This window comes from Rhizobium rosettiformans, assembly GCF_016806065.1.
GTDB lineage: Bacteria > Pseudomonadota > Alphaproteobacteria > Rhizobiales > Rhizobiaceae > Allorhizobium.
This window is the reverse complement of sequence record NZ_CP032405.1, coordinates 4,201,852-4,215,647: the sequence shown is the minus strand read 5'-3', so window position 1 is coordinate 4,215,647 and position 13,796 is coordinate 4,201,852. Positions and strand designations below refer to the sequence as shown.

The 13,796-nt window shown below is 60.2% G+C and carries 15 protein-coding genes; 12 read left to right on the top strand and 3 right to left on the bottom strand.

The annotated features are described in order from the left end of the window. Nucleotides 1-93 precede the first annotated feature (93 nt). From D4A92_RS20750 to D4A92_RS20720, 7 genes are all read left to right on the top strand, one after another. Complete coding sequence (locus tag D4A92_RS20750) at nucleotides 94-2,355, top strand: TonB-dependent receptor (RefSeq protein WP_203017023.1); 2,262 nt, start codon at nucleotides 94-96, stop codon at nucleotides 2,353-2,355. 204 nt (nucleotides 2,356-2,559) lie between these two features. Beyond that, nucleotides 2,560-3,468, top strand: coding sequence for a cation diffusion facilitator family transporter (locus D4A92_RS20745; protein WP_069043635.1), 909 nt, complete (start codon nucleotides 2,560-2,562; stop codon nucleotides 3,466-3,468). 17 nt (nucleotides 3,469-3,485) lie between these two features. Next, the gene (queF, locus tag D4A92_RS20740) at nucleotides 3,486-3,950 is read left to right on the top strand and encodes a preQ(1) synthase (RefSeq protein WP_069043636.1); all 465 of its coding nucleotides are present in this window, start codon (nucleotides 3,486-3,488) and stop codon (nucleotides 3,948-3,950) included. Between the two features lie 76 nt (nucleotides 3,951-4,026). Further along, nucleotides 4,027-4,377 (top strand): hypothetical protein, encoded by a 351-nt coding sequence (locus D4A92_RS20735; protein WP_203017021.1) that lies wholly within the window; start codon nucleotides 4,027-4,029, stop codon nucleotides 4,375-4,377. A 321-nt stretch (nucleotides 4,378-4,698) separates the two neighbouring features. Continuing rightward, the gene (locus D4A92_RS20730; protein WP_203017019.1) at nucleotides 4,699-4,989 is read left to right on the top strand and encodes a hypothetical protein; all 291 of its coding nucleotides are present in this window, start codon (nucleotides 4,699-4,701) and stop codon (nucleotides 4,987-4,989) included. A 646-nt stretch (nucleotides 4,990-5,635) separates the two neighbouring features. Next, a complete protein-coding gene (locus D4A92_RS20725) occupies nucleotides 5,636-6,319 on the top strand; it encodes a hypothetical protein (RefSeq protein WP_203017017.1) in 684 nt (227 codons plus the stop codon). Between the two features lie 96 nt (nucleotides 6,320-6,415). After that, entirely contained in the window at nucleotides 6,416-7,483 is a 1,068-nt protein-coding gene (locus tag D4A92_RS20720; protein WP_203017016.1) for a hypothetical protein, read from the top strand. A gap of 48 nt (nucleotides 7,484-7,531) precedes the next feature. On the opposite strand, the gene D4A92_RS20715 is transcribed toward D4A92_RS20720, so the two are convergent. Continuing rightward, nucleotides 7,532-7,948, bottom strand: a complete 417-nt coding sequence (locus D4A92_RS20715; protein WP_203017015.1) for a hypothetical protein — start codon at nucleotides 7,946-7,948, stop codon at nucleotides 7,532-7,534. A gap of 249 nt (nucleotides 7,949-8,197) precedes the next feature. Here D4A92_RS20715 and D4A92_RS20710 point away from each other — a divergent pair, with 249 nt between their 5' ends. After that, a complete protein-coding gene (locus D4A92_RS20710; protein ID WP_203017014.1) occupies nucleotides 8,198-8,536 on the top strand; it encodes a hypothetical protein in 339 nt (112 codons plus the stop codon). A 10-nt stretch (nucleotides 8,537-8,546) separates the two neighbouring features. Then, on the top strand, nucleotides 8,547-9,425 hold the full coding sequence (locus tag D4A92_RS20705; protein WP_203017013.1) for a CsgG/HfaB family protein: 879 nt from the start codon (nucleotides 8,547-8,549) through the stop codon (nucleotides 9,423-9,425). Between the two features lie 131 nt (nucleotides 9,426-9,556). Here the strand turns inward: D4A92_RS20705 and D4A92_RS20700 are convergent, their stop codons facing one another. Continuing rightward, entirely contained in the window at nucleotides 9,557-10,054 is a 498-nt protein-coding gene (locus tag D4A92_RS20700; protein WP_203017012.1) for a hypothetical protein, read from the bottom strand. A 198-nt stretch (nucleotides 10,055-10,252) separates the two neighbouring features. Here D4A92_RS20700 and D4A92_RS20695 point away from each other — a divergent pair, with 198 nt between their 5' ends. Together D4A92_RS20695 and D4A92_RS20690 are read left to right on the top strand one after the other, a co-directional pair. After that, nucleotides 10,253-10,936, top strand: coding sequence for a glutathione S-transferase family protein (locus D4A92_RS20695; RefSeq protein ID WP_203020075.1), 684 nt, complete (start codon nucleotides 10,253-10,255; stop codon nucleotides 10,934-10,936). 58 nt (nucleotides 10,937-10,994) lie between these two features. Beyond that, nucleotides 10,995-12,491 (top strand): protein adenylyltransferase SelO, encoded by a 1,497-nt coding sequence (locus D4A92_RS20690; RefSeq protein WP_203017011.1) that lies wholly within the window; start codon nucleotides 10,995-10,997, stop codon nucleotides 12,489-12,491. A 93-nt stretch (nucleotides 12,492-12,584) separates the two neighbouring features. Here D4A92_RS20690 and D4A92_RS20685 read toward each other — a convergent pair whose 3' ends face one another. Beyond that, complete coding sequence (locus tag D4A92_RS20685) at nucleotides 12,585-13,118, bottom strand: DUF992 domain-containing protein (RefSeq protein WP_203017009.1); 534 nt, start codon at nucleotides 13,116-13,118, stop codon at nucleotides 12,585-12,587. A 237-nt stretch (nucleotides 13,119-13,355) separates the two neighbouring features. Here D4A92_RS20685 and D4A92_RS20680 point away from each other — a divergent pair, with 237 nt between their 5' ends. Beyond that, nucleotides 13,356-13,787 (top strand): pyridoxamine 5'-phosphate oxidase family protein, encoded by a 432-nt coding sequence (locus D4A92_RS20680; protein ID WP_203017006.1) that lies wholly within the window; start codon nucleotides 13,356-13,358, stop codon nucleotides 13,785-13,787. Nucleotides 13,788-13,796: the final 9 nt, after the last annotated feature.

Sequence of the window (13,796 nt, the reverse complement as noted above, 5' to 3'; positions counted from 1 at the left end):
GGCCGCATGCGCGCGCAGCCTCGGTTCGAGGGACTGCGCTTTGCGGCAAGGCTCGGACGCTGCTGATCGTGTTTTGGTAACAGGGGACTTTTTATGCACATGTCGAGGGGAACTCACACGCGAAGCCTGAAGGCGAGCAGGCGGAGCATTGTTGCAGGCGTTTCGCTTCTGGCGATCTCGGTCGTTTCGGCGCATGGCCAGGATGCGACCAGCGAAGACGGCGCTAACGAGAACGGTGATACGAGGCTTGCGCCGATCGTGGTGACGACGACGGCCGAAGGCCAGCCGCCAGCCACGGGAACGGTCGGCCAGCCGCCGGAAGCCTATGCCGGCAATCAGGTGGCCAAGGGGGCGCGCCTCGGTTCGCTCGGCAATCGTTCCATCATGGAAACGCCGTTCAGCATCACGGCCTATACGGCAAAGCTGATCCGCGACCAGCAGGCGCGCACGGTCGCCGACATCACGCTCAACGACCCCTCCGTGCGCTCGGATGCGCCTGCGTTCAGCGAACGCGATTCCTTCTTCATCCGTGGCTTCTCGGTGGTCAATCTGGACGTGCTCTATGACGGGCTGCCCTATATCGCCAATCCGCGTCGAAGCTACCTTGAAGGCATCGAGCGGGTCGAGGTTCTCAAGGGACCGACCGCCTTCGTCAATGGCGGTATCGGCCGTGTCGGCGGTACCGTCAATCTCATCCCCAAGCGCGCCAGCGACGAGCCGCTGACCCGCCTGACGACAACCTATATCAGCGACGGGCAGTTCTGGAACCATCTCGATGTCGGTCGCCGCTATGGACCGGCCGGCGAATGGGGCATTCGCGCCAACGGGTCCTACCGCTTTGGCGATACCGCCATGGATGATAACGAGATCAAGGTCGGCGTTGCTTCGCTCGGTCTCGACTACGAGGGCGAAGACGTGCGCGCCTCGCTCGATCTCAGCCATTCCGACCAGCAGATCGATGCACCGACATCGCTCTTCAATGCGGCAGCCTCCGGCATTGCGATCCCGGATGCTCCCGATGGCCGCATCAACACGGCGAGCCCGTTTGAATATCACGACAGCACCCACAGCATGGCGGCTGCCCGTGTCGAATATGATCTGCTCGACAACACGACGCTTTATGCTGCCGTGGGCGCCAGCCGCTATCGCGAGGACTTCCTCACTTCGTCCTACACGATCAACAACGTGAACGGCAACGCAACCTCGGAACTCGCGATCCAGCCGCAGCAGATCGATGGCTATTCCGGGGAAATCGGCATCCGTTCCGAATTCGAGACAGGCCCGGTCAACCACAAGGTCAATCTCTCGGTGCAGAAGAGCCTCAACGAGAACTACCGTGGCGGCTTTGCGCCCGGTGCACTCGGGCTGCCCGGGTCCTATTCGACCAATATCTACAATCCGAGCTACCTGCCCGGTAGCGCCGTGAGCAGTCTCAATCTGCCGACATCGGACAACCTGCCGCTGTTTGCGGACCTCTTGTCCACCAGCGTCGCGTTTTCGGACACACTTGGTTTCTTCGACGAACGTCTCGAGGTCACGCTCGGTGGCCGCTATCAGGAAATGCGCCAGAGGGGCTTCAACACCCGGCCCGATCGCGGGACGGTCGGCGTGCAGAACTACTATTATGACGAGGCCCGTTTCAGCCCGGCCGTTGCCGCCAATCTGCGCCTGATGGACGGCCTCTCGCTCTATGCCAACTATGTCGAGGCGCTGACGGAAGGGGCGATTGCCCCGGCCACCGCTGCCAATGCCAACGAGGTGTTCCAGCCCTTCGTTAACGAGCAGAAGGAGATCGGCTTCAAATACGATCTCGGCAGTGTTGCGTTTACCGCCGCCCTGTTCGAAATCCGACAGGCGAGCGGCTATACTACGGCCGCCACAAACATCTATTCGGTTGACGGTCTGCAGGTAAACCGTGGTGTCGAACTCTCCGCTTTCGGTGAGCCGATCGACGGCTTGCGGCTCCTCGGCGGTGTCACCTTCCTGGATGCGGAGTTGGCACGAACCCGCAATGGCGCCTTCGACGGCAAGGATGCGCCGGGTGTACCGAAGACGATGGTCAGCCTTTACGGCGAGTATGACCTGCCATCGATCGAGAACCTGACGCTCACCGGTCGCCTCGTCTACAGTGGCAGTACCTTCTACGACCAGGCCAACACGCAGAAGGTCGATGGCTGGACCCGCGTCGATCTCGGTGCGCGCTACAAGTTCGAACGTGAGAACGGCAAGCCGATTGAAATCCGGGCGAATGTCGAGAACGTCTTCAACGAGAACTACTGGGCATCGTCCGCGCGTGGTTTCCTCGCGGCCGGCGCACCCCGGACATTCATGCTCTCCGCCTCCTTCGATTTCTGAATATCAAGAGCAACTGACGATTTGATTGGCCGCGCCCTTCACGGTGCGGCCTTTCGGTCCTGTGCAGAGAGCATCTCTTGCCTTGACCTTTCCTCAACCCTTCGGCATTACGCTCACACTTCAACGAACCGCCCGCTTTGCCGGGCGGTTTTGTCGTTTTTGGAATTGCGTCTGCAATTCACTCGCATCTGCAGGGAAAAGGCCATGGTGGCTGACAACAACACCTTCGTTCGGCGGCTCGCGCTCTTCGGCATTCCGCTCGCCTTCGGGGTCATGGGGCTGAAGCTTTGCGCCTGGTGGGTGACGGGTTCGGTCGCGCTGCTGTCCGATGCGCTGGAATCGACCGTCAACGTGATTGCCGCCTTCCTTGCCTATTTCGTCATCCGCTATGCGCAGAAGCCGGCGGATGACGATCATCCCTATGGCCACCACAAGGCGGAATATCTCTCGGCCGTTCTCGAGGGCGTGCTGATCGTGGTCGCAGCACTGCTCATCATCCGCGAGGCGATTCCGGCCCTTCAGAACCCGACCTTGCCCGATGCTCCCTTCCTTGGGCTTGCCATCAATGGCCTCGCAGCGGTCATCAATGCGGCCTGGGCAACGCTCCTGATCCGCGTCGGCCGGAGCCATCGTTCGCCGGCGCTGTCGGCCGATGGCCAGCACATCATGTCGGACGTTGTCACCTCCGTCGGGGTGATCATCGGTCTCCTGCTCGTGCTGGCGACCGGCTATGCGATCCTTGATCCGGTGCTCGCGATCCTTGTTGCGCTCAACATCATCTGGCAGGGCTGGAAGGTGATCGCGCAATCCGTCGCCGGGCTGATGGATGTCGCCGTCTCTACGGAGGAAGCCGAGGCGATCCGGCAGGCGATCAAGGAGAATTCGGAAGGGTCGCTGGGCGTCCATTACCTGCGCTCGCGCCGGGCAGGGGCTGCAACCTTCGTCGCCTTCGATCTGGTCGTGCCCTCGAAGATGAGCGTGCGAGACGCCCATGTGATCTGTGACCGGCTGGAAATGGCCGTGCATAAGGCCGTGCCCGGCACGCGCGTTACCATTCACGTTGAACCCGAAAACGAGATGGCGCATGGCGCCGGCATCGAACTCGGGCGCTAAATTCAAAGGATCCTATCATGAGCAAGACCGATACTTCAGGGCTGACCCAGCTCGGCCAGAGCGTCGATGCGCCGACCAGCCCCGAGACTGCCGTTCTCGAGCGCGTGCCGAACGGCAATGCCGGCACTGACTATGTCGTGCGCTTCACAGCACCCGAATTCACCTCGCTCTGCCCGATGACCGGCCAGCCGGATTTCGCCCATATCGTCATCGACTACATTCCCGGCGACTGGCTGGTGGAATCGAAGTCGCTGAAGCTCTTCCTCTTCGCCTTCCGCAATCACGGCGCCTTCCACGAGGATTGCTCGGTCTATATCGCCAAGCGCATCGTCGAACTTCTGGATCCCAAGTGGCTGCGGATCGGTGCATACTGGTATCCGCGCGGCGGCATCCCGATCGATGTCTTCTGGCAGACCGGCGAGCCGCCAAAAGGCGTCTGGCTCCCCGAACAGGGCGTCGCCACCTATCGCGGACGCGGTTGATCTCAAACGCTTCGGGTGACTTCCCGCGCCCGAAGCGCTAGCCTCCGGCCCGTTGCATCCGGATCGGAGGCCCTTCATGCCACAGTTTCTTGCCGTCTATACGATGAAGCACGAGGACTTCGCGCGCTTCCGTAACCTGCCCAAGGCGGAGCAGGATGCGATCGATGCCGAGGGCATTCCGAACTGGATGGCCTGGGAGGAGCGCAACGCTGCCGCCATCGTCAATCGAGGCGGCATGGTTGGCAAGACCACGCGCGTCACCAAGGATGGCATAGCCCCGGCGAAAAATGGGATCTGCGGCTATCTGATTGTCGAAGCGGAAACGGCAGAGGCGGCAGCCCTGCTTTTCGAAGACCATCCGCATATCACCGTTTTTCCCGGTGATGGCGTCGATATCATGCCCTTCGTTACCGATCCGCCGGACTGAGGTCAGCGTCTGCGTCATATCTCTCAGTACAAACAAAACCGGCGGCCAGGAACCGCCTGTTGCATCTTCGGATAGGGCTTGATCAGCCGAAGGCGATCAGAGCGTCGCCTGAGGTTGTCATCAGGCCAATCCATCTTATGACCATGGGGCCGAGGCGGCTTACGCAGAGGCCAAGCGCGATGCCTGTAATATGCGGTGCTGCGGCGGCAATCAGGAACCCGATGCTGAGAGGAGGTCGCCGACGCGCAGATGCCGACGACGGCGGCTAGGGCTGCGACCGACAGGCAGCGTGTGGCTGCGGCGAGGAGGAGGTCGAGACCGTTGACCGAGGCGAGGATCGCCAGCATCGACACGAAGCGTGGGAGGGAGATGCAGACCACCAAGGACCCGTTTTCGCACGGATCGATGCGGGCAAAGGCTGGGGCTGCGGTCAGCCTGGACAAGGCGGCGCCGCAAGTGCAAGGCGCTTCAACCTGTCCGTGTCTCTTTCCTGATTCGACCAAAGCGTCCGGTATTCGCGTCCCCCGATCGTTACTTTTCAATGATGAGAAACGTCAGCGCAAGCCGTTCTCCGTCGTCCACGGAAACACGGAGCAAATCTATGTCGAATAGCGGAGGTCGCAAACCAAATCTCGATGATCGCAACCGCCTTTTCCCTGTCATCGAGGGTGGCATCTCCGAAGGTGACTGAGGTCGCCGACGGCACGAAGTAAACAGTGACAGTTACTTAAAATCAGATCGGCTGCGGTCACGCCGGAGGCCTCTTGTGTCCGAAATTCCCGACTTGCGCCACGCCACGGATGAGCCGTTTTGCCGAAGTAATGGTGGCTATCGCAACCAATGATAATCAAACATCTGATTCGGAACTCATTTTTGAGTTCCGCCAGTGTCATTAATCATCATTAATTTTGTGTTAGTAAAGTATTGACCATGGCAACTAAGGTGTGGTTCTATTCCTTTCAGCCGTTCTGCGTATGATTGCAAGAATTGCGCTGCACATATAAAAATAACTCAATATATATTGTGGCGTTTGCAACGAATTTGGCGCGACCGGCGCTCGTTCTGTGTCGTCAGGGTTGGTGTTTTATTGTCTCTGCCGGCGCGCGGGGACTCTTAAAAAATGAAAATATACATGTAGATTCTCCGGAATAGTCTGGAGAGTGGAAAGCTCTGTCGTCTTGTGCTGCCTAATCTCTGTCTGAGGTGGATGAGTACAGATTGAAATCGGGGCGATAAGTTAAAACAGAGGAGAGAGACTATGAAAACTATTCTTGCAACTTCGGTCATTGTGTTGATGGCTACTTCTGCGATGGCGGGTGGCCCGAAGTGGCCGAAGCCACATAATCCGCCGGTCCCGGCGCCTGAGGTGAACATGCTTCAGGTCTTCAATGGCATCCAGTCTGCGTTGAACAAGATCGAAGGCGGGAAAGACGTCAGCGGCGTGGAGCAGGAAGCCTTGAACGCTGCCAACCTGATCAACCTCCCGGACGAAGAACTCGACGTGGTAACCCAGGTTGCGGCTGGCGCGCAGCTTGCTGCCAACTACGTGAACTTCTCCAAGGATCTGTCCGAAGTCACGCAGTCGGCGACGAACGTCTTGAACTCGCTCACCGTCGATTCCGTGACGGGTTCGATCACACAGACGACGACGGCCGGCCAGTCCGCGTTGAATGCGGTTGAGGGTGTCGGCTCCTACAGCTGGAAGCATGGGAAGTATGGCGGCTATGGCAGCGATGACATCAATGACGTCACGCAGACAGCTCTCAATGCGGCGAACCTGGTCTCGCTCGGCAGCGTCAGTGAAGATCTGAACATCGTTCAGACCTTCACAACTGGCCAGCTTGCTGCGAACTACGTCGGTGCGCTCGACAACGTATCGAAGGTCACGCAGAGCGCGACGAACGTCGCCAACTCTATCGGTGCAATCACCGCGGGTGAGTGACTTGTTTGGATGGGGGCGAGTGTCGACTCGCCCCCATTTTCTTCCAACAGATGTCTGAGGGGTTCCGGTTCATGACGAGCCGGGATGCGTGTTGTCATGTTCCGGAGTTTGCGAGTTTCCCTCGCAGTTGCCTGTGGGGTCGCCATTGTGGTGCCCGGCTTTCCGGCCGCGGAACCTCTCGAACTGGTCGCGTCTGATGAGGCCGTGCGCTCTACCCAGATCATGCAGCGTTTCGCTAGTCAGCAGGATGCGACGCAGGTGTTGAACTGGAGCGCACCATCGTCGGCAGTTGGAGTTCGGCAGATAGCCAGCAATGCGGGCAATCTCGTCGATATCAATGATAGGGCGCTGAAAAGCGTGCGTCAGGATTTCGACGGAAAACAGCTTTCGCTGAATGAAATCGTGCTGAACACCATTGCTGCCCTGGAGTCGATCGAGCAGGATTCCTCCAATGTCGGCAATGCTGTGATCGGCGGCGATATCGGCAATGTCGAGCAATACTTCGCTGATGGTTCTGTGCAGCACGCGATAAACCATCTTGTCCTGCCTGACTTGCCGAACACAGTGCGACAGGTCGGCCTCAACACCATGAATTTGGTCTATTCCGAGCAGTCGGTGGCGCTGAGCTCGCAGAATTTCACCAAGCAGGCCGAACAGTTTGTCGACAACAGACTCAACGTCACCGGGGTCGGGGCCGGCGGGGCGATTGTCCAGGAGGGTACCAATCTCGGCAACATCATCATCGCGCGCAATGTCGATGAGGTCGTGCGCGATTTCTCCGGCGATCAGGTCATCAACAATGTGGTGACGCTACAAAATGGGGCGCGTTGGGGATCGATCAGTCAGAACGGCATCAATATTGCGAACTACATCGAAGCGGAGAGCATCGGCTATCTCCGCCAGACATCCAGCAATGGACAGCAGATGGTCAACAACCGGGTCGAGCAGGTCACGCTCGACGGTCTGACGCAGACGATCACTTCGCCGAACATCACTCAGAATTCGAACAACTATGTCAACGTGATCGTCCTGAAGAAAACGCTACCGGACGGCACGTCACAAGTGGTCGATGTGCTGCAGTCTGCCGAGTATGGTCAGACCGTCCAGGGCGCAAACGCCGGCGCCGTGTCCCAGACCGGCAATGCGGTCGTGATCGAGCGCTGATCGCACGACTGCTGCCTGTTCAGGTGGTGATCTTCTGTTTCAGTACTGTCAATAATCTGCGCAGGCCGGATCCTGGCACCATTGCGGGAAGTCGATCCATGGTGCGTCAGGCCATTGTGCCGGCTTCGTCTCCATGTAAGACGCGGCCGCGCGAAGGTAGTTGTCTTGCGCTTTCACCAGTTTTGTCGAACAAACATAGGCGGCGTGCTGTTTTATCAGCTTGCCGATGCTGTCCTTCGAGCGTTGATCCACGGTATTCGGCACCGGCTGGTTCAAGGTTGCGAAGTAGGCGTCAATGCTGCTCGTTACGCTCATCGGCGAACCCCGGACATAGGATTCGCATGTCGCGCCGGTTCGCTTCAGTTCCACCATGGCACGCACCATGTTCTCGACAGCGGTTGTCTCGGACGCGGCCGGTGTCGCGCCAAGGCCTAATGCAAGTGTAAAATACGCAAAAATACGCATCGTAGTCGCCTATACAATCGCTCTTCGCTTAAAGAATTTTTGCTTCATTCATCTTCTATTGTCCAGCGTCGTAATATGCGCACCTGTTGTTGTTTCAAGGTGTTGTCTTTCAGCAACGAATCCGCGGCGACTTTTCTGCTCTCTTGTTTTGTGTGTAGATTTCCGCTGTGTCTCGATGGCTTTAGTGCTATCCAACCCCTAGTAATTGGGTGGAAAGAGATGCGTAAACTATAAAGTTATGGGGGTATTATGATCAATTCTCCGCATGTCGCCTGGCTTGTTGCGTTGGGTCTCGTCAGCCCTGCGGCTGCTGTCGCGAATGGCCTCGGTGAGGATCGTCCCTATCAGTTTCGCACACCCAACGAGCGCCAGGTCCTTCTCAACCTCGAGCGTACCCGCCTCGAACTGCAGGGCAAGTTCCCGGCGACTGGCGTCGGATCGTCGGCCGGTCTTGGGACCCAGCAGACCGGCAATGCCACGACCATCACGATCAATGGCTCGGGAAATACAGTGACTGTCGATCAGGACAATTCCGGTGATCAAACGATCACCCAGACCGACAGCAACAATTCCATCCTGAACAATTGAGGCTTGGGGCATGACTTCTGGTAAAATCCGCAGTCTCTTGCTCGCCCCCGTCCTGTTGCTCGCCGCATGCCAGTCGCAGACGGCCGAGAAGGCCCCAAAGGAACCTTTCCTTGGGCCAGTGCCGATTGCCACGCGTACGCCGGTCGACGCAGCGCTTGAATGCCTGAGCAAGACGCCCGAGGTTCAGCGCTACCCGCGCATGTTTGCCGTCCACGTCATCACCGACCAGACTGGCCGCTATTCGTCCGAAGAAGCAGGCAACTACCTGCCGCGCGACAGCGCCGGAATGATGGTCTCGCTGCTGCAGAAGGCTGGGGTAAAACAGGTCAATCGGTCAAACACGGCTGTTTCCGAATGGGAGATCGCCCGCGCCCGTGAGCAGATCCTGGGCGACGGCGGCAATGTGGTTGTCGGCGACGAGAGCCTACCGTTCCGCCCCCTCGTCAAGGGTGCGCTACGCGGCTCCGACTATGTCATCGATGGTGTGATCACGCAGCTCGACTTCAACACCTATTCCAGCGGCCTCGAGGCAACCGTGGGGGGCGGCGGCGGTGGCGCCCGTCGGTTTGCCGTGACAGCGGCCGTCGACATCCGGGTGACGGACACCAAGTCGACACGCATCGTCAAGGCCAAATCCTATTCGAAGCAGGCCGTCGGACGCGAAGTCTTCGCCTCCGTCTTCCGCTTCTTCTCCGACGAACTGTTCGACATCAAGATTGGCACGAAGTCGCAGGAAGGCTTGCAGGCCGCGGTTCGCTGGACACTCGCCGATGCAACCTATGATCTCGTCAAGGAATTGACCGGGCACAAGGGCGCCTGCGACGTCTATCTGCCCAAGGCGTCCCAGGACGATCGGGCCGAGACCGCAGTGGTCGCCTCGACCAATTGAGCTCGGGCTGACGGCAGCTGGTGTGGCGCAGTCCGTAGCGTCTTCCTTCATCCTTGAACGGGTCTGGGCGTCGCTTGTTTTCGCTCACGTTTTCCGTTCAATCCGTTGAAGGCGCTGCTGCTGGGTCACTTTTACACGCCCAGTACTTCTGCGCAGCGCGACAGGCTGAAGCCATCGCCGTCGGTGTCGTTGCTGGCACGGATGCTGGTGATTGCGCCTGCAGTATCGCTATTGATCTGCAACTCACAGAAGAGCTGCTGATATTGCGGCGGCGTGATCATCTCGGGTTCCCAGAAGGGATCACGGGTTATGACGCGTGTCTGGGTCACGACCGTCTGGCCGGATCCGTCGGTGCGGGTTTCCGTGCGCACGATGGTGCGGTCCGGTTCCGGGCTCGAATACGTCGGCGGGATGTAGCGTGTCTTGTCGCCGCCGCGCCATGTGTAGATCTTGCCGGATGACAGCGGATATTCACTCTCCGGTGGACCATAGGCTGCAAAGAAACGCTCGACAGGCTGGCCTATCCAGCGCGACTGCAGGGCGCGGTTGGCATCCTCCGTCGTCGTGCAGCCGGCAAGCAGCGAAAGCGGCAGAAGAAAAGTGGCGATCAGGTCTCGGGCAAGGCGCATGACTGTTCTCGCAAGACGGGCGTTTGCTCACTTTTTCATTCGTACTGCGTCGGGTGCATAGCCCGCAAGATGGTGAGGTGGTCTGTCGGATCTAATCTCCGGTCCAATCCTGGTCTTGTCGACCGATGGGACTGGACCGATTGCGCGTTCCATGGCTCCCTGTCCTTGGAGGCATAGGGTGAGAGGCGCAATTCGATGATGACACTGCATTACAGTCGCAATCCCAATCCCCGGCTTGCTGTGGCTGTTGCCCGCCATCTAAGCGCGCCGGTCGAGTTCGTTTTTGCCGCGCCTTTCGCCCCCGGTCAGGCGGAGCGCTACCGGTCGCTCAATCCCAGCCTCTCGATTCCGATCCTCGAAGAGGAGGGGAGGCGCAGCCTGTGGGAGGCCGATGCGATCGCCTGCCGGCTGTCACGGCTTACCGGAACAGGCTTCTGGCGGACGGATGACGACGAGCCGGACATGATCCGCTGGCTGAGCTGGGGCAAGGCGAATTTCGTCCGCGCCTGCGACATGGTGCATTTCGAATATGGGACCAAACAACGTTACGGGATCGGCCCTGTCGATGCAGCAAGGGTAGAGGAGGGGCTCAAGACCTTTCGACAGTCGGCCGGCATTCTGGAGCTCGAACTTGAGGCGCGGCCCTTCCTGCTCGAGAGCGGCCTTTCCTATGCGGATTTTCGCATGGCGAGCTTCCTGCCCTTCAACGACGTTGCGGGGCTGCCGCTCACGGACTACCCGGCCGTCCTTACCTGGTACCGGCGGCTGGAGGCCCTGGCCGCCTGGGCCGACCCCTTCATGGGCCTGAACGCGCCCCTGCTTCCCCGCGCGCCGCTCGCCTCGGAAAGACCGGTTGCGCCGGGGCTGGAACCCATGGGCTGAGCTGCGGTTCGGCTTGTTTACCCCGACGGTGATCCCATATCTGGATGAAGCCCAACACATGTCCGGCCACAGCCGGCCGAGGAGTGCCTTCTTGTTTTCCTTCGACAATAGCTATGCCCGCCTGCCGCAGAGTTTTCATCGGCCGGCGAGACCGGCCACCGCCCGGGCGCCCGGCCTGATCCGCTTCAATCATGCGCTGGCCGAAGAACTCGGGCTCGATCTTGAGGATGTTAACGAGGCGCGGCTGGCGCAGGTGTTCGGCGGACAGGTGATTCCGGTTGGCGCCGAGCCTCTGGCTCAGGCCTATGCCGGCCATCAGTTCGGCCATTTCAATCCGCAGCTCGGCGATGGGCGCGCGTTGCTGCTCGGCGAAGTCATCGACCGTGCCGGCAGGCGCCGCGACATCCAGCTCAAGGGCTCGGGCCCGACGGCCTTTTCGCGCAATGGCGACGGCATGGCAGCCCTTGGCCCGGTGCTTAGGGAATATATCGTGTCGGAAGCCTTTGCCGCCCTCGGCGTCCCCGCCACCCGGGCGCTCGCCGCCGTTTCGACGGGTGAACGGGTCGTCCGCGAGACCATGCTGCCAGGTGCGGTTTTCACCCGTGTTGCCGCAAGCCATGTCCGCGTGGGAACCTTCCAGTTCTTTGCCGCCCAAGGCGACGAACAGGCGGTTCAGACGCTCGCAGACCACGTGATTGATCGCCATTATCCCGAGGCGCGCGAGACGGAGAGCCCTTATCTCGCGATGCTCACCCAGGTTGCCGAACGTCAGGCGAGGCTGATCGCGCGCTGGCTCTCGATCGGCTTCATTCACGGGGTGATGAACACCGACAACATGGCGATCTCGGGCGAGACCATCGATTTCGGCCCTTGCGCCTTTCTCGATGAGTATGATCCGCGCAAGGTCTTTTCTTCGATCGATCAGCGCGGCCGTTATGCCTATGCCAACCAGCCCGGCATCGGCCAGTGGAATATCGCAAGGCTTGCCGAGTGCCTGCTGCCGCTCCTCGATGCGGATGAGGAGAAGGCGATCGAGGCGGCGAACGGTGTCTTGAAAGCCTTCGGCGACGTCTTCCAGGAGGCGTGGCTTGAACTCTTCAAGGCCAAGCTCGGTCTCACGGGCGAGGACCCGGACGATCGACTGCTGATCACCGAGCTCCTTGAACTGATGCACCAGGGCGAGGCCGATTTCACGCTGACCTTTCGCATCCTGTCGAAGGTCGCCGGCGGGGCGGCCGTCGAAACGTTCACCGACCTCTTCGCCGTGCCGCCACCCGGCCTGTCCGACTGGCTCACCCGTTGGCGGGCCCGCATCGATGATGATCGCACAGCCGCCGAGCGCCAGACAGCGATGGAAGCGGTCAATCCGGCGCTGATCGCCCGCAATCACCGGATCGAGGAGGCCATTGCCGCTGCCGTCTACGGCGATTTCTCCTTCTTCCACCGGCTGGTCGAGGCGCTTGCCAATCCTTACGTGGAGGATCCCGACATCGCTGACCTGCGCGTGCCCCCGACGCCAGACGAGCGGGTCACGCGAACCTTCTGCGGAACCTAAGTTACCCTTCGCGTCGGTGAGTGAGACGCAGCACGGAAAAAAAAAGGCGCCCCTTCCGAGGCGCCTTTTCTATTGACCGACGAATGCGACCGATCAGATTGCCGACGGCTGCAAGGTCATCGAGGTGCCGGTGGCCGCGATGTTCAGGCCGATCTGGCCGGAGATGCTGACGGGCTGCAGGTGGATCGAGCCGGAAGTGCCGCCGAACAGCACATTGGCACCGATGCCGGCCCCGACGGTCGCTTCCGCAGTCGCACCGCCATAAAGGCCGCCGAGCGAGCCCTTGTGGTAACCGGCGGTCGGGGCGAAGACGGCCCAGACCACGCGGCTCTGGGTGGTGAAGCCGAGGTCGACGCCGAACTTCTTGATTGAGCCGGAATAGGTGTCGAGCGGCTCGCCGTCGATCACGGAGGTGAAGGCGCAATCGGCGGTCTTGGCCGAGCCGAGGACATAGCCGAAGCCGCCGCCGATCTGGCAATCCAGGTAGCCGATGCGAACACCGCCGACACGGTCGCTTTCGATGACGACGGGGGCAGGGGCCGCGCCGGTCATGTCTGCGGCGGTGGTGATGCCGGCCGAGGTGAGGACGGGGAGGGCGGCGAGGGTGAGCGTAACGAATTTCTTCATGGGATTTCTCCTTCCATGTTCTGCTGCCCGCGGGGAGGGTGGCCGTTTTCGGCTTCTCGGACAGCGTGGAACAACGCCTATCGGCAAAGATTGATCCAACTGAGGCTGAAGATAGGCGGCAAGGTGGCGATCCACCGGCTTATCGGCCTAAGGAGAACCGGCGCCGCGCCGGGCTTTCCTTGCCGGAACATTTGCGCCGTTCGGCGCTTGTCCCGGACACTCAAGCCGGAGGCCCCCATGACGCTCACCCTTCCCGAACTCGCCAAGAAGATGCAGAAGATCGACTTCTGCATGATGATCACCAAGTCCGAATTCGGCGCCATCGCCAGCCGACCGATGAGCAATAACGGCGATGTCGACTATGACGGCGACAGCTACTTCTTCTCCTATACCGACACCCGCAAGATCCGCGAACTGACGGCCGATCCGACCGTGTCGCTCACATTCACCGCCCCGCCCAGCCTGCTCGGAAAGCCTGGCATCTTCGTCGCCGTCGAAGGTCGCGCCAGCCTTATTGCCGATAAGGCCGTCTTCGAAGCCCATTGGACCAAGGATCTCGATCGCTGGTTCCCCGAGGGCATGGACACACCCGGCATCATCATGATCAAGGTGCATGCCGAGACCATCCAGTATTGGGATGGCGAGGACAATGGCGTGATCCGCGTCTGATTTTCACCT

What these genes read in the sequence shown, in the direction of transcription:
- D4A92_RS20750 (WP_203017023.1), top strand. Translation starts at nt 94, where the DNA reads ATGCACATGTCGAGGGGAACTCACACGCGAAGCCTGAAGGCGAGCAGG.
- D4A92_RS20745 (WP_069043635.1), top strand. Translation starts at nt 2,560, where the DNA reads ATGGTGGCTGACAACAACACCTTCGTTCGGCGGCTCGCGCTCTTCGGC.
- queF (WP_069043636.1), top strand. Translation starts at nt 3,486, where the DNA reads ATGAGCAAGACCGATACTTCAGGGCTGACCCAGCTCGGCCAGAGCGTC.
- D4A92_RS20735 (WP_203017021.1), top strand. Translation starts at nt 4,027, where the DNA reads ATGCCACAGTTTCTTGCCGTCTATACGATGAAGCACGAGGACTTCGCG.
- D4A92_RS20725 (WP_203017017.1), top strand. Translation starts at nt 5,636, where the DNA reads ATGAAAACTATTCTTGCAACTTCGGTCATTGTGTTGATGGCTACTTCT.
- D4A92_RS20720 (WP_203017016.1), top strand. Translation starts at nt 6,416, where the DNA reads ATGTTCCGGAGTTTGCGAGTTTCCCTCGCAGTTGCCTGTGGGGTCGCC.
- D4A92_RS20715 (WP_203017015.1), bottom strand. Translation starts at nt 7,948, where the DNA reads ATGCGTATTTTTGCGTATTTTACACTTGCATTAGGCCTTGGCGCGACA.
- D4A92_RS20710 (WP_203017014.1), top strand. Translation starts at nt 8,198, where the DNA reads ATGATCAATTCTCCGCATGTCGCCTGGCTTGTTGCGTTGGGTCTCGTC.
- D4A92_RS20705 (WP_203017013.1), top strand. Translation starts at nt 8,547, where the DNA reads ATGACTTCTGGTAAAATCCGCAGTCTCTTGCTCGCCCCCGTCCTGTTG.
- D4A92_RS20700 (WP_203017012.1), bottom strand. Translation starts at nt 10,054, where the DNA reads ATGCGCCTTGCCCGAGACCTGATCGCCACTTTTCTTCTGCCGCTTTCG.
- D4A92_RS20695 (WP_203020075.1), top strand. Translation starts at nt 10,253, where the DNA reads ATGACACTGCATTACAGTCGCAATCCCAATCCCCGGCTTGCTGTGGCT.
- D4A92_RS20690 (WP_203017011.1), top strand. Translation starts at nt 10,995, where the DNA reads ATGTCCGGCCACAGCCGGCCGAGGAGTGCCTTCTTGTTTTCCTTCGAC.
- D4A92_RS20685 (WP_203017009.1), bottom strand. Translation starts at nt 13,118, where the DNA reads ATGAAGAAATTCGTTACGCTCACCCTCGCCGCCCTCCCCGTCCTCACC.
- D4A92_RS20680 (WP_203017006.1), top strand. Translation starts at nt 13,356, where the DNA reads ATGACGCTCACCCTTCCCGAACTCGCCAAGAAGATGCAGAAGATCGAC.